This window comes from Rhizobium sp. SG741 (assembly GCF_012275435.1).
Lineage (GTDB): Bacteria > Pseudomonadota > Alphaproteobacteria > Rhizobiales > Rhizobiaceae > Rhizobium > Rhizobium lusitanum.
Genome location: NZ_JAAZQP010000003.1, coordinates 18,818 through 40,403, shown reverse-complemented (window position 1 = coordinate 40,403; position 21,586 = coordinate 18,818). Strand labels below are relative to the sequence as shown.

Here is a 21,586-nt window from a genome sequence, read left to right as displayed (position 1 = left end):
ATTTTGTCACGGGAATCCGATAGCGCAGGCGCGGCAAGATCGCATCGATCGAGCCGGGTTTAGCCGGATTCGATAGGTTGCTGCCTTGCCGCTCTTGCGGTTTGTCGCAAATCACCCAACAGTGTCGCGCGCAGCCGATTTTTCCAAGGAATACAGCCTTGCGCTATGCTCTCTATTTCACGCCGCCCAAAGACGATCCGTTGACGTCGCTTGCTGCCCTCTGGCTGGGTCGCGATGCTTTTTCCGACGAGATTTTTTCCGACAAGGCCATCGGCCCGGTGCCGGAAGGCCATGCCGAACTGACGGCCGATCCGCGCCGCTACGGCTTCCATGCTACATTGAAGGCGCCCTTCGAACTCGCCGCCTCGGTGAACGAGCGCGATCTGCTTGAGGTTGCCGCCGAATTCGCGGCCCGCACGAAGGCCTTCGTCATTCCCGAGCTGGTTCTTGGCCAGCTCGGCCATTTCTTCGCCCTCGTGCCCGGCTCGCTTTACCAGCCCTTGCAGGATTTCGCCTCGCGGGTGGTCAAGACCTTCGAGCCGTTCCGCGCGCCGCTTTCGCAATATGATATCGCCCGGCGCAACCCTGAAGGAATGACCGAGGCGCAGCGCGCCAATCTGCTGCGTTGGGGCTATCCTTATGTTAACGACGAGTTTCGTTTCCATATGACATTGACGGGGCGCGTCCCCGCCAAGCGCCAGGCTGAAATGCACGAGGTGCTGCGCGAACGCTTTGCCGACCATACCGGCAAGCCGCTCGACATTTCCGGTCTCGCCATCTTCGTCGAAGAAGAGCGCGGGGCACCCTTTACCGTCCGTTCCTGGCTGCCGCTTGCCGGCGCCTAAAAGTGAAAGACCTTACATGACCAAAGAAACCGTCCTCTCCAATGCCCGCATCGTCCTTGAAGACAAGATCGTCCAGGGCTCCGTGCTGATCCGCGACGGTCGCATCGCCGGCATTTCCGAAGGCAAGTCCGATATCGGCGAGGATTTCGAGGGCGATTTTCTGATCCCGGGCCTGGTCGAGCTGCATACGGATCATCTGGAAGCCCACTATTCGCCGCGCCCCGGCGTGCGCTGGAACAAGACGGCGGCCATCCAGGCGCATGACGCCCAGATCGTCACCTCAGGCATCACGACGGTGTTCGACTGCCTGCGCATGGGCTCCGACGAGGACGGCGGTTTCGAAAAGGGCGAGATGCGCGATATGGCCGACGCCATCCAGGCGGCACAGCGCGAGGACCGGCTGCGCGCCGATCACCTGATCCACCTGCGTTGCGAAGTCTCCTCCGACAACGTCCTCGATCACTTCCAGGATTTCGAGAAGGATGACTATGTCCGTCTGGTCTCGCTGATGGACCATGCGCCGGGCCAGCGCCAGTTCCAGACCATGGATCAATATATCTTCTACTACCAGAAGAAGCGCGGCCTGAGCGACGAGGCCTTTGCCCGCTTCGTCGCCAAGCGCCAGGAGGAATCGGCCAGATACGCGACACCGAACCGCGACGCGATCTCCAAGGTCTGCTCCGAGCGCGGCATTACCGTTGCCAGCCATGACGACGCTACGCTCGCCCATGTCGACGAAGCCATTGCCTATGGTGTTCGCCTGGCGGAGTTCCCGACCAGCGTCGATGCGGCGAAGGCGTCGCATGGCGCTGGCATGAGCGTGCTGATGGGCGCACCGAACATCGTGCGCGGCAAGTCGCATTCCGGTAACATCGCCGCCCGCGACCTGGCCGAACTCGGCGTACTGGACGTGCTTTCCTCCGATTACGTGCCGCTCAGCCTGCTGCATGCACCGTTCATCCTGGCCGATGAAGTCGAAGGTATTTCGCTGCCGCAGGCCATTGCCATGGTGACGGCAACGCCAGCGAAAACCGTCAGCCTGAGCGATCGCGGACGCATCGCCGAAGGCCTGCGCGCCGATCTCGTGCGCGTTCGTCGCGATCACGGCGTGCCGGTCACGCGTTCGGTGTGGCGGGAAGGACGCCGGGTCGCATGAGCGCTGACGCCAACATCAAGCCGGCTAATGACCGTCTGCCCGATAACGCAGCTGGTATCATGGCCGTTGTCGTTGGCCCGAGCGGCGCTGGCAAGGATACACTGATGAACCTCGCCGCCCGGCATTTCGCCGGCCGGTCGGACGTTCATTTCGTTCGCCGCGTCATCACCCGCGAGGGGGATGCCGGCAACGAGGATCACAGAAGCGTTTCCGAAGCAGATTTCGACGCCATGGAGCAGACCGGTGCTTTCGCTGTCTCTTGGGAGGCGCATGGCCTGAAATACGGTATTCCCGCCGACGTCACCGACGAGCTGGCGCGTGGCAATCTGGTCATCGCCAACGGTTCCCGTTCGGTCCTGCATCGTTTCCAGGCGGCCTTTCCAAGACTGAAGATCATCAACGTCACGGCGCGGCGTGAGGTACTGGCGGAACGGCTGATGGCGCGCGGGCGCGAAAGCCGTGAGGATGTGTTGAAGCGCCTGGATCGCAGTTCGCTCACCGTTGAGGGCAGCTACGACGTGACCGATATCGACAATAGCGGCACACTTGGCGATGCCGAGCGCGCGATCATCTCCGCGCTGGACGTGCTGATTGGGAAATAACCGTTCGGTGTTCTGCTCGGATCATCCCAACGCTTATATATTGATGCCAAATCGCCGATCTCTCACCACCTCATGCTGAGGTGCCTTGGCGCGCCAGCGTCAAGGCCTCGAAGCACCGGGGGCGCCGAGTAGCAATACCCCACCCCCTCTTGGTTCGAGGCTCCGGCCTTTCAGGCCTCCGCACCATGAGGACTAATCTCTTCGCCGGGCCGGACATTGCCTCAGTGCGCTTCGTCCCAATTGTTGGCGGCGCGTGCATCGACCTTCAGAGGCACAGCCATGTCCACGGCCGGCATGGCCGCATTTTCCATGACCGAGACGATGATCGGCGTCGTGCGCTCGACATCGGCATCCTCGACTTCGAAAATCAGTTCGTCATGCACCTGCAGCAGCATGCGCACGCGATCGCCGAGGCCGGCTGCGGTCAGCGCCGGCTCCATCTTGATCATCGCGCGACGAATGACATCGGCGGCCGAGCCCTGGATCGGTGCGTTGATCGAGGCGCGTTCGTTGAAGGCACGCACGGAAGGATTGGAGGAGCGGATCTCGGGGAAATGGATGCGACGACCGAAGATCGTCTCGACATAGCCCTTGTCGCGCGCGGTTTGCTTCGTGCCGTCCATGTAATCGCGAATGCCCGGGAAGCGCTCGAAATACTTCTTGATATAGTCGCCCGCTTCCGAGCGCTCGATGGAAAGCTGGTTGGCCAACCCGAAAGCCGAGATGCCGTAGATGATGCCGAAGTTGATCGCCTTGGCGCGGCGGCGCACATCGCTCGGCATGCCCTCCACCGGCACGCCGAACATCTCCGACGCCGTCATGGCGTGAATGTCGATACCATCCTCGAAGGCCTGCTTCAGCTGCGGAATATTGGCGACATGCGCGAGCACGCGCAGCTCGATCTGGCTGTAATCGGCCGAAACCAGCTTATGGCCGGGGGTCGAGATGAAGGCCGTACGGATCTTGCGGCCTTCCGCCGTGCGCACCGGAATATTCTGCAGGTTCGGCTCGGACGAGGACAGGCGCCCGGTCGTGGTCGATGCCAGCGAATAGGAGGTGTGGACGCGCTTCGTTTCCGGATGAACATAGCCCGGAAGCGCGTCGGTATAGGTCGACTTCAGCTTGGTGAGCTGACGCCAGTCGACGATCTTGCGCGGCAGCTCGAAACCGGCCGCCGCCAGGTCTTCCAGCACCTGCGCCGAGGTCGACCATTGGCCTGTTTTGGTCTTGCTGCCGCCGGCCAATCCCATCTTGCCGAAGAGGATGTCGCCAAGCTGTTTCGGAGAGCCGATATTGAAGCGTTCGCCGGCCAACGTGTAGATCTCGTCCTCCAGCCGCGCGGCACCCTGCGCCAGCTCGCCGGAAAGCCGCGACAGGATCTGCCGGTCGATGGTGATGCCGCGCTCTTCCATATGGGCGAGCACGGGCACCAGAGGCCGCTCCAATCGCTCATAGACGGCTGAGAGCTTTTCCGCCGTAAGCCGCGGCTTCAGCACCAGCCAGAGGCGCAGCGTCACGTCGGCATCCTCGGCGGCGTAAGCCGTCGCGCGGTCGATATCGACAAGGTCGAAGGTGACGTTGGATTTGCCGCTGCCGGCCACATCCTTATAGGCAATCGGCTTGTGGCCGAGCCAGCGTTCGGAAAGGCTGTCCATGCCGTGCGCGGCGTTGGAGCCGCCGTCGAGCACATAGGAGAGCAGCATCGTGTCGTCGAAGGCCTTGGTCTCGATGCCATAGCGCTTCATCAGCAGATAGTCGTATTTCAGGTTCTGCGCGATCTTGAGGATGGAGACATCCTCCAGCAGATCCTTCAATCTCGCCAGGGCATCGCGCAACGGAATCTGATTGTCGGCGAGCCCGCCGCCGAGCAGGTCGCCAACGCCGGTCTTGTGGCTGAGGGGCACATAAGCGGCGCGGATGGAGGCACCCGAAGGGTCGTTGCGGTTGTCGGCGATCGCCAGCGAAAAGCCGACGATTTCGGCCTGCATGACATCGAGCGACGTCGTCTCCGTATCGAAGGCGACGATGCCGGTCTCCCGCGCATCCGCGATCCATTGGTCGAGCGTGGCAATATCGCGGATGGTTACATATTTCGAATGATCGATCGGCGCGGTGGCGAAGCCTGCCGCGCGCGCATTGGCAAGGTCGGTCGGCTCGGTCAGCCCCTCGACAGCCAAACGCGGCTTGACCGCCGGCGCCGGCACGGAGGAGCCCTCGACCACAACCGCGCTGCCGGCAACGAGCTCGACATTGTCTGCGACATCGAGATCCGGGCCATGCGCGGTATCACCAAGTTCGACCTTGACCTCGGACGGTTCGATCGCGGCGGGATCGCAATCGCAGGCGTCCGCGACGCGGCGCGTCAGCGAGGTGAACTCCATCGCCTTCAGGAAGCCGATCAGCTTCGGGCCGTTCTGCGGCTCGAGGACCAGTGCGTCGAGCTCAAGGTCCAGCGGCACATCGGTCCTGAGCGTCACCAGCCGGCGGGAGATCCTAGCCAAATCGGCGTTGGCAATGATGTTCTCGCGGCGCTTCTGCTGTTTGATTTCCTCGGCACGGGCAAGCAGCGTATCGAGGTCGCCGAATTCTTCCAGAAGCTGCGCCGCCGTCTTCGGGCCGATGCCGGGGATTCCGGGGACGTTGTCGACCGAATCGCCGGTCATGGCCTGCAGGTCGATCATCTTGTCCGGCGTCACGCCCCATTTCTCGATGACATCGGGAATGCCGATCTGCTTGTCCTTCATGCTGTCATACATGTGGACCGCAGGAGTGACGAGCTGCATCAGGTCCTTGTCGGACGAGATGATGGTGACATCGGCGCCGGTGGTCTCGGCCTGGCGCGCATAGGTGGCGATGATGTCGTCGGCCTCGAAGCCGTCAGTCTCGATGCAGGGCAGGTTAAAGGCGCGGGTCGCCTGACGGATGAGGCCAAATTGTGGGATCAGCTCTTCCGGCGGGGCCGAGCGGTTTGCCTTGTAGTCCGGGAAAATTTCCTTGCGAAAGGTCTTCGAGGAATAATCGAAGATCACGGCGAAATGCGTCGGGGTGACGCCCACCGATGTATCGCGCGCCGAGGTCAAAAGCTTCCACAGCATGTTGCAGAAACCGGAGACGGCGCCGACAGGCAATCCGTCGGACTTACGGGTCAGCGGCGGCAGGGCGTGAAAGGCTCGGAAAATGAAGCCGGAACCGTCGACGAGGAAGAGATGATCACCTTTTTTCATGGAAGCATGGATAGCGTGGCGCACCTGGAACGTCCATATAAACTTCTATTTCGAGAGGTCGCGAGGGGCCAAATCTCTCACCGAAACGTTACTAAGTTTTAATCAATCTAATCTGCAGATTCCCTTGAAAAACCATATTTGAAATCACAAATCATACTCACCGGCGATTGTTACGCCGAGGGTCTGACACCCGGCCTGTCCCCCGCCATGTCAGACTTGGACAAAGGCCTATCCCCTCTCCGGGCCTTTGTCCGCCCTTTTCTAAGCCGCCATGGTGCCCTCCAGGCCATGGCGGCTTTTTCGTTAAGAAAACTGCGCCTAAAGCGTGTAAAAAGCTTCGGCGAAGTTGCCGATCTCAGACCCGTCCCCACCCAAGATTTGCTGATTGTCTTGGTTTTGAATTATCGGCATACTTGCAATCATGGGATTTAATCGGATGGACTCCGCGGCCTACCTCGCCAGTCAAATGGCAAAGGGATTCGCTCGCGCGTTACAACAACGCGCGGCTAAGCTTGGTTTTTCTCCCGGCCAGTTTCCGATCCTTCTTGAATTGTGGTCCGAGGACGGACTGACACAGAAACAATTGCTGGAGAGGGTCGATATCGAGCAGGCGACCATGGCCAATACGCTGTCCCGCATGGAGCGCGACGGATTGGTGGAACGTCGGCCGCATCCCTCCGACAAACGGGCGCAATTGATCTTTCTGACCGACAAGGCCGCCGCCATACAGGCTGAGGCCATCGAGGCCGCAATGGCTGCCGACACGGACCTTCTAAAGGATTTCCGCAGTTTCGAGCGCGAGCTGCTCCTGGAATATATCCGGCGCATCCTGGAAAACTCCAGGCACCTCTAGGCTTGGGCTTCGACTTTTTCCAGGGCCAGAGGCCAGCTGCTCGGCCCGAGGAGGAGCATGGTGGCGAGTCTGCCTATCAGGCAGACAGCGACGAAAATCAGCCCGATGTCATGGTCGTCGCGAATGCATGCAGGTACTGAAAACATCTCGCTCTCTGGAATACTCTTCCGGATTGAGATTAATTTCAATTATCTAAAAAACTTGTAAACTACATACGCAACCAATCAGATAAGAACGACTGCCGACAGACACGGGAATGTGCTGGAAATTTTCGGTTTTACCGCCTCGAAACCGGCTGGGCTTTGGTCTATCGTCCGGCGAATTCTCATGTAAGGAGTCGGATATGACCGATCTAACGCCCGTTCTCGATCGCGCGGACCAAAACCTCCCATCCAGCCTCGACAATCTTTTCCAGCTGCTGCGCATCAAATCCATCTCGACGGATCCGGCCTTCAAGGCGGAATGCCGCAAGGCGGCGGAATGGCTGGTCACCTATCTCAACTCTCTCGGCTTCACCGCCTCGCTACGCGACACCCCCGGCCATCCAATGGTGGTGGCCCATCACGATGCCGGCAGCGCCGACGCGCCGCATGTGCTTTTCTACGGCCATTACGACGTGCAGCCGGTCGATCCCATCGAGCTGTGGGAGAGCGACCCCTTCGCGCCCGAGATCAAGGACATGGGCAACGGCCGCAAGATCCTGACCGGCCGCGGCACGTCCGACGACAAGGGTCAGCTCATGACCTTCGTCGAAGCCGTGCGCGCCTACAAGGAGACCAAGGGCGGAATTCCGGTGCGCATCACCATTCTATTCGAAGGTGAAGAAGAATCCGGTTCGCCCTCGCTCAAGCCCTTCCTCGAGGCCAATGCCGCCGAGTTGAAGGCGGATTTTGCCCTGGTCTGCGACACCGGCATGTGGGACGGCGATACGCCGGCGATTTCGGCCGGCTTGCGCGGGCTGGTGGGCGAAGAGATCACCATCACCGCAGCCGACCGCGACCTGCATTCGGGTCTCTTTGGCGGCGCTGCCGCCAATCCGATCCATATCCTTACCGATATCCTCGCCGGCCTGCATGACGAGACCGGGCGCATAACGCTCCCAGGCTTTTACGACGGCGTCGAGGAGACGCCCTCCAACATCAAGGCCTCCTGGGAAAAGCTGGGGCTTTCAGCCGAAGATTTTCTCGGCGAAGTGGGCCTTTCGATCCCCTCGGGCGAAAAGGGCCGTTCGGTGATGGAACTCACCTGGGCGCGGCCAACGGCCGAGGTCAACGGCATTTGGGGCGGCTATACCGGTGCCGGCTTCAAGACGGTGATCGCCGCGAAGGCATCGGCGAAGGTTTCGTTCCGTCTCGTCGGCCAGCAAAATCCGGCTGCGATCCGCGAAAGCTTCCGGGCCTATGTGCGCTCCAAGATCCCGGCAGACTGCTCGGTGGAGTTCCACGAGCATGGCGGCTCGCCGGCCATCCAGCTCTCCTACGACTCACCGGCTTTGACCAAGGCGAAGACTGCACTTTCAAACGAATGGCCGAAGCCGGCCATCGTCATCGGCATGGGCGGCTCCATCCCGATCGTCGGCGATTTCCAGAAGATGCTCGGCATGGAATCGCTGCTCATCGGCTTCGGTCTTTCCGACGATCGCATCCATTCGCCGAACGAGAAATACGAGCTGCGCTCCTACCACAAGGGCATCCGCTCCTGGATCCGCATCCTCGAGGCGCTCGCCGTTTGATCAATCGACCGGGACGCGCATGCCACCTTGCGCGTCCCGCACCCATTCCCGCCTCGATGGCGTTTACGCCATCATCCAAGGACGAGCGGCCGCAAGCCTGCCCTCGCGTCCTTTGGCCACGATCGATGAGATAAAACATGGGAATCTGGATCGATACCGACATGGGGTTCGATGACATCGCCGCCATTCTGGTGGTCGCGCATTCTGATCTCGTCATCGACGGCGTTTCGCTGGTAAGCGGCAATGCGCCGCTATCCCATGTCCGTGCCAATGCGGCGAGTGCGGCCGCCGTCTTCGGCTGGGAATTCCCTATCCATACCGGCCGCGAATTGCCTGTGCTGTGCAAGCTGGAAACGGCGCAGGGGATCCTCGGCCAAAGCGGCATCCCTACATCAGGCAGGAGCCTGCCGCCGGCCGATCCACTTCCGATCAGCAATGCCTTTGCCGCGCTCTGCGATTGGCTTGCCGATGGCGCGGGGCCGAAACGCATCCTCGCGCTTGGTCCGCTGACGAATATCGCCGCCGTGGCGCTCGCCAGGCCGGAGCTCGCCGCACGCATCAATGAACTGACGTGGATGGGCGGTGGCGTCACATCGGGCAATCACACCGCCTCTGCCGAGTTCAACGCCTTTGCCGATCCCGAGGCGCTGGCGATCGTGCTGGCACATGATATGCCGCTTCGGATGATCGATCTCGACATCTGCCGGAAGGTGCTGGCCTGGCCCGAGGACGTCGCCCGTCTCAGACAGACGGCCGGCAAAAAGGCGCAGCTGCTCGCCGATCTTCTGGAAGGCTACGTCAACATCGCTATCAGCCGCGGCCGGCAGGCCATGGCACTATACGACCCGACGGCGGCGGCCATTTTCGTTGCGCCCGAGATGGCAACGCTTCGGCATGCACGGATCGACGTCGAATTGCAGGGGCAGCATACGCGCGGGCGCGCCGTCGTCGAAACGCGTGCCTCGCATGCTGAGTTCAACGCCCATTTCGCCGCCGAGATCGACGCCGACAAGGCACGCTCCATCATATTCGACGCCCTGTTTCAGGAGGCCGGCCGATGATCAACGATTTAGCGAACGAGCCTGCCGATCTGAACGTCCCCGAGCTGCGAGCCCGGGCGGTCGCAGCCGCCCGAGGCGATCAACCCTTCGATCTGCTGATCACCGGCGGCCGCCTTGTCGATATGGTGACCGGCCGCATCCGCGCTGCCGATATCGGCATCGTCGGCCCACTGATTGCAAGCGTGCATGCGCCGGGCAGCCGTACCGATACGGCGCGGACGATCGACGCTGAAGGACGCTTCCTGTCGCCCGGCCTCATCGACACGCATATGCACATCGAAAGCTCCATGGTGACGCCGGCTATCTACACCGAGGCCGTGTTGCCGCGGGGTGTGACGACCATCGTCTGGGATCCGCACGAACTCGGCAATGTGCACGGGCTGGAAGGCGTGCGCTGGGCGATCGACGCGAGCCGCCAATTACCGATCCGTGTGATACCGCTGGCGCCGTCCTGCGTGCCTTCGGCGCCGGGGCTCGAGCTGGCGGGCGCCGATTTCGACCGCACCGACATGACCGAGATGCTGGCATGGCCTGAGATCGGCGGCATCGCGGAAGTCATGACCATGCGCGAAGTGATCAGCGGCGATCCGCGTGCCAGCGCGATCGTCAATGCCGGGCTGCATTCGGGCAAAATGATCTGCGGCCATGCCCGCAACCTCGAGGGCGCGGATCTCAACGCTTTCATGTCGGCCGGCATTACCTCGGACCATGAGCTCACATCCGGGGCCGATCTGCTGGCCAAGCTGTCGGCGGGCCTGACGATCGAGCTGCGCGGTTCGCATGACCATCTGATGCCGCAATTCGTCGAAGCGATCAACGAGCTGGGGTTTCTGCCGCAGACCGTGACGCTCTGCACAGATGATGTCTTTCCCGACGAACTCCATGACGACGGCGGCCTCGATGACGTCATGCGCCGTCTGGTGCGCTATGGGCTGAAGCCCGAATGGGCGCTGAGGGCCGCGACCTTGAATGGCGCCATGCGGCTCGGACGGAACGACCTCGGCCTGATCGCGGCCGGACGCCGTGCCGATATCGTGCTGTTCGAAGATTTAGAGAGCTTCAAGGCAAGGCTTGTGATCACCAACGGCACGCTGGCCGCCGAGGCGGGCCGGATTGTCGGCGCGACCGCCGAGATCGATCCTGAGCTGCTGCGCGATTCCATCAAGCTGACGCCACTTGGCGAGGACGATTTCCGCGTCCCGGCGACGGGCAGCCGCATACGGCTTGCGACCATCGATCGGCCACGCTTCACGCAATGGGGGACGATGGAGGCCGAGGTGGCTGATGGCTTCGTTGTGCCACCCGCTGGAACCACCATGCTCGCAGTCGCCCATCGCCACGGTAAGGCGGACAGCCGGCCGCGCATCGGCTTCCTGACCAGCTGGGGCGAATGGCGCGGTGCCTTCTGCACGACGGTTTCGCACGACAGCCATAACCTGACGGTTTTCGGCGGCAATGTCCGCGACATGACAATTGCCGCCAATGCCGTCATCTCTGCCGGCGGCGGCTTGGCGGTCGCACGCGACGGCAGGATCGAGGCACTGTTGCCGCTGCCGCTCTCCGGGCTGGTGAGCGATGCGCCGCTCGAGGAAACCGCCAACGCCTTCCGCGCCATCCGCGAGGCGATCGACGCCATCGTCGACTGGAGCCCGCCCTACCTCGTCTTCAAGGCCTGCTTCGGCGCAACGCTCGCCTGCAATGCCGGACCGCACCAGACGGATCGTGGGATTGCTGACGTTGCGACTGGACGGGTGTTGGAGACGCCGGTGCTTGGGGCGGTTTAGGCTCGATCCATCAGATGAGAGCCGGCATCAGCTAGGCGTTTGCGGACGGGTGTCACAGGCTCGTCAAACTCGGCGTTTCAGTTAGAAGAAAGACCCTCGCCTTACTCCCCCAACTCCTGCCGCACCAGCGTCGTCCAAAATGCCACGCCCGACGCGATCGCATCATCGCTGAAATCATAAGCCGTGTTGTGATGCAGCGCACCGTCGACCGCCGGGCCATTGCCGAGCCAGACGTAGCAGCCCGCAGCATTCTGGCCGAAGAAAGCGAAATCGTCGCCGGCGGTCGAAGGCGGGAAGCGCGTCAACACCTTCTCGCCGAAGACGGCAGTCGCGGCTTTCAGCGCCCGCGCGGTGGCATCAGCATTGTTGACGACTGGGGGAATGCGGCGCTCGAACTGATAATCGACCGCGATCCCGTACATGGCCGCCGTGCCCTGCGCCAGGCGTCCGATCTCCTGCTCGAGCTGATCGCGAACCTCTGGCGTATAGGCGCGCGCCGTGCCGCCGATATCGACGGTATCGGGAATGACGTTCAGCGCCTTGGGATCACCCGCCTGCAGCGAGCAGGCGCTGACGACGGCCGGCTGAAGCGGATCGACGACCCGGCCGACGATGGTCTGCAGCGAAGACAGAAATGTTGCGGCGGCCGTGATCGGATCCTTGCCGAGATGCGGCTTGGCGCCGTGGGTGCCGGTGCCGCGAAAGGTGATGCGCCAGCTATCCGAAGACGCGAGCTGAGGGCCCTCGACGACAGCCATTTCATCGACGTCGAGACCGGGCATATTATGAAGGCCATAGACGGCATCGCAGGGGAAGAGATCGAAGAGGCCTTCGTCCACCATGCGCTTGGCGCCGCCACGGCCTTCCTCGGCCGGCTGAAAGATGAAATGCACCGTGCCGGAAAAGCCGCACCTGGCGGCCAGATGGCGGGCGGCACCGATCAGCATGGTCGTATGGCCGTCATGCCCGCAGGCATGCATCTTGCCGGGAATGGTGGACTTGTAAGCTCGGTTGCCCTTTTCCGGCATGGCCAGCGCATCCATATCGGCGCGCAGGCCGATGCGGCGGGTGCCGTTGCCGACCTGCAGCGTGCCGACCACACCGGTCTTGCCGAGGCCGCGATGCACCGTCAGACCCGCCTCCTCCAGCAAAGTGGCGACGATGCTGCTGGTGCGTTCCTCCTCGAAGCCAAGCTCGGGATGGGCGTGAAGGTTATGACGAAGCGACGTCAGGAATGGGAGATCCTGAGCGATCTCATCGAGCAAAGACATGAGCGTTCCTTCGGCATAGGGGCGCTCTATCTTCCCCAAAGCTCCCGCGACTTCAACTCAAATGATGCTCAAGCGCCGAGCTTGTCGAAGATGTGCGCCTTGCCGAGGACAGTAACGGAGACCACGCTGCCGATCTCTGGCAAGCCGACACCAGAACTTTTGATGTTCAACGTCTCCAAGCCATTGGCGTTGGAAAGGACAACCGTCACCGTGCAGATCGCGCCACCGAATTCAATGTCGGTGACTTTGCCGATGCAAACGGCTTCCGTGCCGGCATCAGCGACAACACTGAGGCGCAATTGTTCCGGTCGCAGCATAATGTCTGCACGCCCCTGCCGACCATTGGTATCAGCCGGAATACGCCCCAAGACGCACGAGACAGCGTCATTGCCAAGGTCCGCCGGCAACACGATGGCGTCACCGAGAAAGATAGCGGTCTCGCGGTCTTTTGGATTGAGGTAGAGCGTCTGCGGGGTTCCCGCCTGTATCAGCCTGCCGTCGCGCAGAACCGCTACCTGGTTGGCGAAGGATAGCGCCTCCACCTGATCGTGCGTCACCAGAACCGCGGTGATGCCCGCAATCTGCAGCACGCGGGCGACCGCTTTTCGCATGTTTTCACGCAAACCCGTGTCGAGCGCAGAAAAGGGCTCATCGAGCAGCATCAGCCTCGGCTTACGGCCAAGGGCGCGCGCGAGAGCGACACGCTGTTGCTGGCCGCCGGAGAGCTGATGCGGGCGGCGATCGAGCATGCCGCGATCGAGCTCCACCATGTCGATGAGCGCATTGATCCGCTGATCACGGTCTTGCGCGCCGCGCTCCATGCCGAAGCCGACATTCTCGGCCACGCTCAGATGCGGAAACAGGGCGCCATCCTGTGACACGATGCCGATGCCGCGGCGATGCGCTGGTACGATGGCCGGCCCGTCCGCCAGCGTCTGGTCCTCCAGCATCACCTGGCCCTCATCCGGAATCTCGAAGCCGGCGATGATGCGCAGCAGCGTCGTCTTGCCGGAGCCGGAGGGACCGACGATCGCCGTGCGGCTGCCGGCGGCCACCGAAAGTTCGATGCCGTCGAGCGCATGCACCGGACCATAACGCTTGCTGATATTCTTGATCGCCAGAAAGGTCATTGTCCGGCCGTCCGCTTGGATTGCACATAGAGGAGAAGAGTGAGAGGCAGCGACAGCACGACCATCATGAAGGCGTAGGGCGCGGCCGAGACATAATCGATTTCGCTGGTCAACGACCAGAACTTCGTCGCCAACGTTTCAGTACCGTTGGGCGACAGCATGAGCGTCGCCGTCAGCTCGTTGGTGATGCCGAGCGCCACAAGCGCGACGCTGGCAGCAAAGCCGGGCGCGGCCAGGCGCATGGTGATCTGCCGCACGGCTTGGGCAGGCGTGCGGCCGAGCGCCATGGCTGCGCGCTCAAGCTCGACCGGCGCCTGGGCGATGCTGGCGCGCAGGCCGACCAACGCACGCGGCAGGAACAGCAGGACATAGGCGAGCAACAGCGTGGCGAATGTCTGGTAGAGCGGCAGGATCAACCGGACAGTGATCGAGACCAGAGCCAAGGCAACGACGACGCCCGGCAGCGAGCCGACATAGTAGTGGCAGGCTTCGAGGATGCGCTGCAGCCGTCCGGGCGCCCGCACCGACAGCCACGCCATGGGGACCGCAGCTATCGTGGCCAGCAGGCCGCCTGCAATCGCCAAAACGATTGTCTGCAGCAAGGCAGAGCCGACGGTATCGATCCGCCAGATGCCGGCACCACCGAGATAGAGCCAGCGCCCCAGCGTCACAAAGGGAACACCGAGCGTCAACGCGGCGGTCAAGACCGGGAGCACGATGGCCGGAATGACGAACCAGCCCAGACGACGACGATCGGCTGGGCGCGCGGCGCCGGAACCGACGCGCGCATAACGCTCGTTGCCGCGCACCAACACCTCGATGCCGAGCAACAGCAGGCAGCAGAAAACGAGAACGCCGCCCAGCATATTGGCGGCAGGGCTATTATAGGCAGACTGGAACTGATCGACGATCGCGGTCGAGAAGGTGTCGAAGCGGATCATCACGTAGAGGCCGTATTCCGCCAGGAGATGCAGCCCGATCAGCAGCGAGCCGCCGCAGATGGCGAGGCGAAGCTGCGGCAGGACCGCGCGGAAGAAGACGCGCCAAGGGCCGAGACCGAGCGAGGCGGCAGCATCCTCGATCGCCGGATCCAGCCGGCGCAGGGCTGCCGCGACCGGCAAATAGAGGAATGGAAAATAGGCAAGCACCGATACCAGCACGCCGCTCCACAGCCCGCGCATACTCGGCACGAGGCTGACCCAGGCATAGCTGTGCACGAAGGCGGGCACCGCAAGCGGCGCGACAGCCAGCCAGGACCAGATGCGGGCACCGGGGATATCGGTGCGCTCCGTCAGCCAGGCGAGCGTTACCGCCAGCAGGATGCATAGCGGGATGGTGCAGAGCTCGAGCAGGACGGTATTGACGAGCAGTTCGCCGACACGATTGCGGAAAATCAGCGCGATGACTTCGGCCCAGCCGGTATCGATCGTGATCCAGACGATAAAGCCGAGCGGCACCAGGCTCATGAGGGCAACGACGGATGCGAAAGCGACGACGGAAGCATGCCGAACGCGACTGCGGGGAGCAGCCGTCAACTGGGGCATTCGCGTAGCGGCGGCCTCACCGGCCGGCGCGGCATATGTGTTCTTCTGCAGCAAGTCCTAGCTGCCTTTCACGCCCTGAAATGGGAAGGCAACCGCCGTTGAAAGGCGATTGCCAGATCGACCGACCTGAAGGCCATCGCATGCCCCTAGCAGGGCATGCGACGGTGATGCAAGAGCCAAGGTCGGGATAGGCCTATCCGAAAACCGCGGAAAGGCGTCTCGATCCGGGCATTTGCCTTAGATGAGCCCGGCTTCCGTCATCAGGTCGGTGACCTTCTTGCTGTTCAGCTTGGAGGGCTCGACCTTCGGTGCCTGCAGGTCCGTCAGCGGCACCAGCTTCGGATTGGAAGCGTCGCCAATGCCGACGGCATATTCATAGGAGTCGCCGTCGCGCAGTACGGCCTGACCGCCCTTGCCGGTGATCCACTTCAGGAATGCCTGGGCTTCCTTCTGATGCTGGCTGGAGGCCAGAACCGCACCGCCGGAGATGCTGACGAATGCGCCCGGATCCTGGTTCTTGAAATAGTGCAGGGCAACGTTCTTGCTGTTTTCGCCGGTCTTGGCCTGATCGCCGAACCAATAGTAGTGATAGATCACCGCGCCTTCGATCTCGCCCGCATTGACGGCCTTCATCGCGACGCTGTTGCCCTTGTAGAAGCTGGCGTTTGCCTTCATCGCCTTCAGCCATGCGCGCGTGGCATCCTCGCCCTTCAGCTCGAGAAACGCACTGACGATCGCCTGGAAATCGGCACCGGCCGGCGAAGCGCCCCAGCGGCCCTTCCACTTGGCATCGGCCAGATCGAGCATCGACTTCGGCAGGTCGCCTTCCTTCAGCTTGGTCTTGTCATAGGCAAAAACCGTCGAGCGGGCGGCAACGCCGACCCAATTGCCATCGGCGGATTTGAAGGTGTCCGGCACCTGGCCGAGCGTGGCGGCATCGACCGGGGCAAAGAGCTTGTTGGCGTCGACCAGCGTCATGCCCGGAGAGTTCTCGGTCAGATAAACGTCTGCGGGGGAAGCGGCGCCTTCCTGAATGATCTGGTTGGCGAACTGCATGTCGCTGCCGTTGCGGATCGTGACCTTGATGCCGGTTTCCTTGGTGAAGCCGTCCGCCCAGGCCTGCGTCAGCGTCTCGTGCTGGGCATTGTAGACCACGATGCCTTCGGAATCGGCGGCATTCGCCACCATCGGAGCAACGGCAAGGCCTGCTGCAAGCGCCAGCGCGCCGGTGAGGTGAGAAAAGGAAAAAGCCATAAGTCCTCTCGCTTGAAAGTCGCCGCCCCCGGCAGCGATGCCGCTAGCGTATATTTTTCCTGAGAATTATTTTCAAGTTTACACTCGCGCCCTGCTTATCACAAAAGTTTTACAACGGAGTCAAGTTTTCACTGACACCTCTGCGGCAAGCTCGAGCCAGGCACGGCCGGCATGCGACAGGTAACCGCCCCGCCGCCAAATCCATGCCATGTGCCACTGCATGTCAGGTTCGACAACGAGCGCGTGGCTGATGCCGGGGCGCAGGCGTTGCTCGGCGATCAGCCGCGGCAGGAAGCCGACACCGAGACCGGCGGCGACCAACTCGACGATGAAATTGATCTGGCTTGAGCGTGCGACGATATCGGGCGCGAAGCCGGCGATGCGACAGGCATCGAGAATGATGCCATTAAGGGCAAAGCCGGTTTCGAACAGAATGAAGGGATTGCCTTGCAGCGCCGCGAGCGAAACCGTCTCATGGCCGGCAAGCGGATGCGTTGATGGCAGCAGCACATGCATCGGCTCGCAACGCACGCTCTGCCACTCGAACGCATCGAGCGTCGGCAGAAGCGAGGCGCCGAGATCGACCTCGTCGGAAAGCACCATCTCCTCCAGCCGCTTGGCGCCCTGCTCCGCCAGCTTGATCTCGATGCCGGGATAGCGGCTACGGAAGACGGCAAATACCGGCGCGAACAGCGCATCGTTGCCGATCGGCGGCAGGCCGAGCCGCAGAGTGCCGCGTGCGAGGCCACGCAATTCGGCGAGTTCGGCGAGAAGATCGTCGCGCCCGGCAAGGAGCGTTATCGCCCGGCGATAGACGACCTCGCCGGCATCCGTCAGCGTCGTGCGATGGCCGATGCGATTGAGCAGCGGCAGACCAAGCTCGTCCTCGAGCTGTCGCACGGCCTTGCTTACGGCGGACTGGGTCGCGAACACCACCTTAGCCGCTTCCGAAAAGCCGCCCTGGCGCACCACCTCGACAAAGGCTCGCAGCGTTCGAAGTTCCATCACTATTCCATACAGGACTGAATTTAATGAAATCAATTCATTTTATTCATGGGCGGGATACGACTATCTTCAGGCCATCCGATTTCCCCGAGTTTTCCCATGCGCATCGACCTGCAAGACCGTCCGAAACTGAGCCGCCTGGCTCAGATCCTGCTGCTATTGGCCTTCTGGCAGGCGGGTGAGGCCATCGTGCGCCTTGTGCATCTGCCCATACCCGGCGCCATCGCCGGCATGCTGCTGGTGCTGGCATTGTTTGCGAGCGGCAAGGTGGGGGTCGCAAGCATGCAGCGTGGAGCGGAATGGTTTCTGGCCGAAATGCTGCTGTTCTTCGTGCCGGCTGTGCTCGCGGTGCTAGACCATGGCGAATTCATCGGGATCGTCGGGCTGAAAGTGCTGGCCGTCATTCTGGTCGGCACCATCATCGTCATGGGTGTCACTGCGATTGCGATCGATATCGGTTGCCGCCTGATGATGCGCCAGGGAGTATCCCGTCATGTCCGCAATTGAAGCGACTGCATCCGGTCTGTTCTGGCCATTGGCGACGATCGGCCTCTACTATCTTTCCAAAGCGCTCTATCGCCGCCGGCCTTTGCTGTGGCTGTCGCCGCTGATCGCAGCGCCGACGGTTCTGATCCTCATCGCCCTCGTCCTGCATGCGAGCTATCAGGATTATATGCATGACAGCCGTTGGCTGCTTGCCTTGCTGGGGCCGGCGACCGTTGCCTTCGCGGTGCCGATCTACGAGCAGCGGAATCTTATCAAGCGCTATTGGCCCGTGCTTTTGTTCGGGGTAACGGTCGGCAGCACCACGGCCATGGTCTCGGCCTGGGGGTTTGCCAGCCTTCTCGGCCTTGATGAAAGCCTGCGTCTCAGCCTGATGCCGCGCTCGATCAGCACGCCTTTCGCCATGGTCGTATCGGGCGACATCGGCGGCGTGCCAAATCTCACCGCCGTCTTCGTGGTCATCACCGGCCTGTTTGGCGCCGTCATCGGCCAGACGCTCTTACGGCTGCTGCCGCTCCGGTCCGGTATCGCCCGCGGCGCGCTGTTCGGCATGGGGGCACATGGTGTCGGCGTCGCGAAGGCCAACGAGATCGGCCGCGAAGAAGGATCAATCGCCGGGCTGGTCATGGTGCTGGTAGGGCTGACCAATGTGCTGGCGGCACCGTTGATCGCATGGCTGATGCATTCGGCCTGAACGAAAAAGGCCGCGACGCTCGCACGCCGCGGCCTTTTTCAATTCGAAAATCCGGCTCAGCTGTCCTTCGTCTCCAGCGTCTTGCTGAAGAAGATCGCGACCAGCGTGCAAACGACGCCGGACAGCAGATAGAGGCTGGTATAGACGAGGCCGAACTGGCTGGAGAGGCTCAGCGCCACGAAGGGCGCAAAGCCCGCGCCGATCAGCCAGGACAGATCCGACGTCAAGGCCGAGCCGCTATAGCGATAATTGCGGCTGAAGCGCGAGGCACTGGCGCCCGCCGCCTGACCGAAAGAAAGGCCGAGCAGCGTGAAGCCGAGGACCACATAGATGTGACGGCCGGTGACGCCGCCATCGAGCAGCCATGGCGCGACGAAGGCAAAGCAGGCGATCAACACTGCGGCGACGGCGAGCTGATTGCGACGGCCGATCCGGTCGGCAATGAGGCCGGAACAGATGATGGAGACGATGCCGCAAATGGCGCCGAGGAACTCCATCAACAGGAATGAGCCGGGAGTTTGCTCGCTGTAAAGCGTCACCCAGCTGAGCGGGAAGACGGTGACCAGATGGAAGGTCGCGAAGCTTGTGAGCGGCACGAAGGCGCCGATCAGCACGTCGCGGCCATGCACGCGCAGCAGTTCCGTCATCTTCACGGGCTCGAGCTCATGGCGCTCCAGCAGAGTGCCGAATTCTTCGGTCGCCACCAGACGCAGGCGGGCAAACAGCGCGACCACGTTGACCGCGAAGGCGCAGAAGAACGGGTAACGCCAACCCCAATCGAGGAAGTCCGCCGTCGTCAGGCTCGTGATCAAATAGGCAAACAGCGCACTCGCCAGCATGAAGCCGATGGGGGCGCCGAGCTGCGGGATCATCGCATACCAGCCACGGCGATTGGCGGGTGCATTCAGCGCCAGCAGCGAGGCCAGGCCGTCCCAGGCGCCGCCGAGCGCAAGGCCTTGGCCGATGCGGAAGGTGGCGAGCAGGACGATCGCATAGACACCGACCTCGGAGTAGCCCGGCAGAAAGCTCATCGCCGCCGTCGAGCCGCCAAGCAGGAACAGTGCGATCGTAAGCTTGACGCCGCGACCGTATCTCCGGTCGATCGCCATGAAAATGAACGATCCGATCGGGCGGGCGATGAACGCCAGCGCGAAGACCAGGAAGGAGAGCAACGTGCCACGCAGCGGGTCTGCGAAGGGAAAGAAAAGCTTCGGAAAAACCAGCACCGAGGCAATGGCATAGATGAAGAAATCGAAAAACTCGGACGTGCGACCGATGATCACGCCGATGGCAATGTTGCCCGGGGCGACCGCACCACCGGCATGCATACTGCGGGCATCGCTCTCGAGAGTTGAAGATGTAGGGTTCAGTGTTTCATGTGTCACGCTGACCATGTACGGGAGCCTCCCACTCCGAGCGCGAACTCCTCCACGAATTCGCGCATAATGAAAATGTCGATCAAACGCGCGAACATATCAAGACTGGAGCATGAAATAATTCGCAAATTAGAGGCAAGTGACACGATTTCCGCCTTTGTCGCCGCATTCCCGATAGCCGGGGAACTACCATCGGTAGCCATTTGTTCCGATCCGGGTATATTGGCCGCCATAAAAAGCGAATGGCCGCCGGAGAACCTTCTAGATTTCTCAGGATTTCCCCGATAGGGGGGAACGGCATTTCATGCCGCACCGCACTTGCGCTTGTTGCGGTGCGACGAAACACCTCATATCGTTCATGACCGCCGTCCTTTAGTCGCGGTACGGTCGAAACAAAAAGAGCTTTAAGACGTGCTAAGACTAGCGAAGATTTTCAGCCGCTTATTTGTCCTCCCCCTGATTTTGCTGCTGTCAGGCTGCAACATGGTGGTGATGACCCCCTCCGGCGACATCGCCGTACAGCAACGCAACCTGATCATCGTCTCGGTCGTCCTGATGCTGGTCATCATCATACCGGTGATCTTCCTCACGCTGTTCTTCGCCTGGAAATATCGCCAGTCGAACAAAGAGGCAGCCTACGAGCCGGATTGGCATCATTCGACACGTCTCGAACTGGTCATCTGGTCCGCCCCGCTCGCCATCATCATCGCGCTCGGCGCCGTCACCTGGATCAGCACCCACCAGCTGGACCCCTACAGACCGCTCGACCGCATCGCCGCCGACAAGCCGATAAGCGCCGACGTGAAGCCGCTGACGGTCGAGGTCGTCGCGCTCGACTGGAAATGGCTTTTCTTCTATCCGGACTACGGCATCGCCACGGTCAACGAAATGGCCGCCCCGGTCGACAGGCCGATCAACTTCAAGATCACGGCTTCCTCGGTGATGAACTCCTTCTTCATCCCGGCACTGGCAGGCCAGATCTACGCCATGCCGGGCATGGAGACCAAGCTGCACGCCGTCATCAATCATCCCGGCGAATTCCAGGGCCTGTCCGCCAACTATAGCGGCGCCGGCTTCTCGCACATGCGCTTCAAGTTCCATGGCCTGAACCAGGCGGATTTCGACCAGTGGATCCAGAAGGCCAAGAGCCAGGGCACGGCGCTCGGCCGCCCGGAATATCTGAGCCTCGCTCAGCCGAGCGAACGCAATCCGGTGCAGTACTTCAACGCCGTCGATGATGGTCTCTACAACGCCATCCTCAACATGTGCGCCGATCCGAGCAAGATGTGCATGAGCGAAATGATGCATATCGATGCCAAGGGCGGCGCCGGCAAGGAAAGCCAGGAAAACCGCGAGCGTCTGATCTACGACAACCGCGGCGCCGGTCACGCGGACGCAACGCCCGTAAAGACGGACGGCTCCGCGGACCATACCATGCAGCATGGCGATAATTCGATGCAGGGCATGGATATGGGCAACGGCTCTTCTTCAGATTCGTCGACCGGTTCGGCGCAGCACCAGGGTCACTGATCCGGTGCGCTTAGTAACAAG

Annotated in this window: 17 protein-coding genes; 10 read left to right on the top strand and 7 right to left on the bottom strand. The window is 61.8% G+C overall.

Annotation, left to right across the window (positions count from 1 at the left end; genetic code table 11):
• Positions 1-158 precede the first annotated feature (158 nt).
• Genes FHT29_RS08620 through phnN form a run of 3 tightly spaced genes read left to right on the top strand, consistent with a single transcriptional unit; the run spans position 159 to position 2,603 of the window.
• Complete coding sequence (locus tag FHT29_RS08620) at positions 159-845, top strand: DUF1045 domain-containing protein (RefSeq protein WP_047559891.1); 687 nt, start codon at positions 159-161, stop codon at positions 843-845.
• A 16-nt stretch (positions 846-861) separates the two neighbouring features.
• The gene (locus FHT29_RS08615; RefSeq protein WP_047559888.1) at positions 862-2,001 is read left to right on the top strand and encodes an alpha-D-ribose 1-methylphosphonate 5-triphosphate diphosphatase; all 1,140 of its coding nucleotides are present in this window, start codon (positions 862-864) and stop codon (positions 1,999-2,001) included.
• Positions 1,998-2,603 (top strand): phosphonate metabolism protein/1,5-bisphosphokinase (PRPP-forming) PhnN, encoded by a 606-nt coding sequence (phnN, locus tag FHT29_RS08610; RefSeq protein WP_052212508.1) that lies wholly within the window; start codon positions 1,998-2,000, stop codon positions 2,601-2,603. Before FHT29_RS08615 ends, phnN begins: the two co-directional genes overlap by 4 nt.
• A 221-nt stretch (positions 2,604-2,824) precedes the next feature.
• Here the strand turns inward: phnN and polA are convergent, their stop codons facing one another.
• Entirely contained in the window at positions 2,825-5,827 is a 3,003-nt protein-coding gene (gene polA / locus FHT29_RS08605; RefSeq protein ID WP_047559885.1) for a DNA polymerase I, read from the bottom strand.
• 436 nt (positions 5,828-6,263) lie between these two features.
• On the opposite strand from polA, the gene FHT29_RS08600 reads away from it, so the two are divergent.
• The 4 genes from FHT29_RS08600 to FHT29_RS08585 all read left to right on the top strand — a co-directional run bounded on the left by FHT29_RS08600 (position 6,264) and on the right by FHT29_RS08585 (position 11,257).
• Positions 6,264-6,680 carry a MarR family transcriptional regulator gene (locus FHT29_RS08600; RefSeq protein ID WP_037200902.1) on the top strand — a complete coding sequence of 139 codons (417 nt, stop codon included), beginning with the start codon at positions 6,264-6,266 and terminating at the stop codon, positions 6,678-6,680.
• A gap of 343 nt (positions 6,681-7,023) precedes the next feature.
• Complete coding sequence (locus FHT29_RS08595; RefSeq protein WP_047559882.1) at positions 7,024-8,412, top strand: M20/M25/M40 family metallo-hydrolase; 1,389 nt, start codon at positions 7,024-7,026, stop codon at positions 8,410-8,412.
• 137 nt (positions 8,413-8,549) lie between these two features.
• Positions 8,550-9,473, top strand: a complete 924-nt coding sequence (locus FHT29_RS08590) for a nucleoside hydrolase (RefSeq protein WP_047559879.1) — start codon at positions 8,550-8,552, stop codon at positions 9,471-9,473.
• Positions 9,470-11,257 carry an adenine deaminase gene (locus FHT29_RS08585; protein WP_047559876.1) on the top strand — a complete coding sequence of 596 codons (1,788 nt, stop codon included), beginning with the start codon at positions 9,470-9,472 and terminating at the stop codon, positions 11,255-11,257. Before FHT29_RS08590 ends, FHT29_RS08585 begins: the two co-directional genes overlap by 4 nt.
• A 101-nt stretch (positions 11,258-11,358) precedes the next feature.
• On the opposite strand, the gene FHT29_RS08580 is transcribed toward FHT29_RS08585, so the two are convergent.
• The 5 genes from FHT29_RS08580 to FHT29_RS08560 form a co-directional block, all read right to left on the bottom strand.
• Positions 11,359-12,528: a M20 aminoacylase family protein gene (locus tag FHT29_RS08580; protein WP_047560066.1), complete on the bottom strand. Its 1,170-nt coding sequence runs from the start codon at positions 12,526-12,528 to the stop codon at positions 11,359-11,361.
• A 68-nt stretch (positions 12,529-12,596) separates the two neighbouring features.
• Positions 12,597-13,658: an ABC transporter ATP-binding protein gene (locus tag FHT29_RS08575; RefSeq protein ID WP_037200863.1), complete on the bottom strand. Its 1,062-nt coding sequence runs from the start codon at positions 13,656-13,658 to the stop codon at positions 12,597-12,599.
• On the bottom strand, positions 13,655-15,202 hold the full coding sequence (locus tag FHT29_RS08570) for an iron ABC transporter permease (protein ID WP_208865056.1): 1,548 nt from the start codon (positions 15,200-15,202) through the stop codon (positions 13,655-13,657). Before FHT29_RS08570 ends, FHT29_RS08575 begins: the two co-directional genes overlap by 4 nt.
• Before the next feature lie 237 nt (positions 15,203-15,439).
• Positions 15,440-16,456, bottom strand: coding sequence for an iron ABC transporter substrate-binding protein (locus FHT29_RS08565; RefSeq protein ID WP_092577297.1), 1,017 nt, complete (start codon positions 16,454-16,456; stop codon positions 15,440-15,442).
• Between the two features lie 120 nt (positions 16,457-16,576).
• On the bottom strand, positions 16,577-17,461 hold the full coding sequence (locus FHT29_RS08560) for a LysR family transcriptional regulator (RefSeq protein WP_047640343.1): 885 nt from the start codon (positions 17,459-17,461) through the stop codon (positions 16,577-16,579).
• A 99-nt stretch (positions 17,462-17,560) separates the two neighbouring features.
• Between FHT29_RS08560 and FHT29_RS08555 the strand changes: the two genes are divergently transcribed.
• Entirely contained in the window at positions 17,561-17,968 is a 408-nt protein-coding gene (locus FHT29_RS08555) for a CidA/LrgA family protein (protein ID WP_092577294.1), read from the top strand.
• A complete protein-coding gene (locus tag FHT29_RS08550; RefSeq protein ID WP_037200873.1) occupies positions 17,955-18,659 on the top strand; it encodes an LrgB family protein in 705 nt (234 codons plus the stop codon). Before FHT29_RS08555 ends, FHT29_RS08550 begins: the two co-directional genes overlap by 14 nt.
• Before the next feature lie 56 nt (positions 18,660-18,715).
• On the opposite strand, the gene FHT29_RS08545 is transcribed toward FHT29_RS08550, so the two are convergent.
• Complete coding sequence (locus tag FHT29_RS08545; RefSeq protein WP_037200874.1) at positions 18,716-20,053, bottom strand: MFS transporter; 1,338 nt, start codon at positions 20,051-20,053, stop codon at positions 18,716-18,718.
• A 393-nt stretch (positions 20,054-20,446) separates the two neighbouring features.
• On the opposite strand from FHT29_RS08545, the gene cyoA reads away from it, so the two are divergent.
• Positions 20,447-21,565, top strand: coding sequence for a ubiquinol oxidase subunit II (gene cyoA / locus FHT29_RS08540; RefSeq protein WP_168599581.1), 1,119 nt, complete (start codon positions 20,447-20,449; stop codon positions 21,563-21,565).
• The last annotated feature ends 21 nt before the right edge of the window (positions 21,566-21,586 follow it).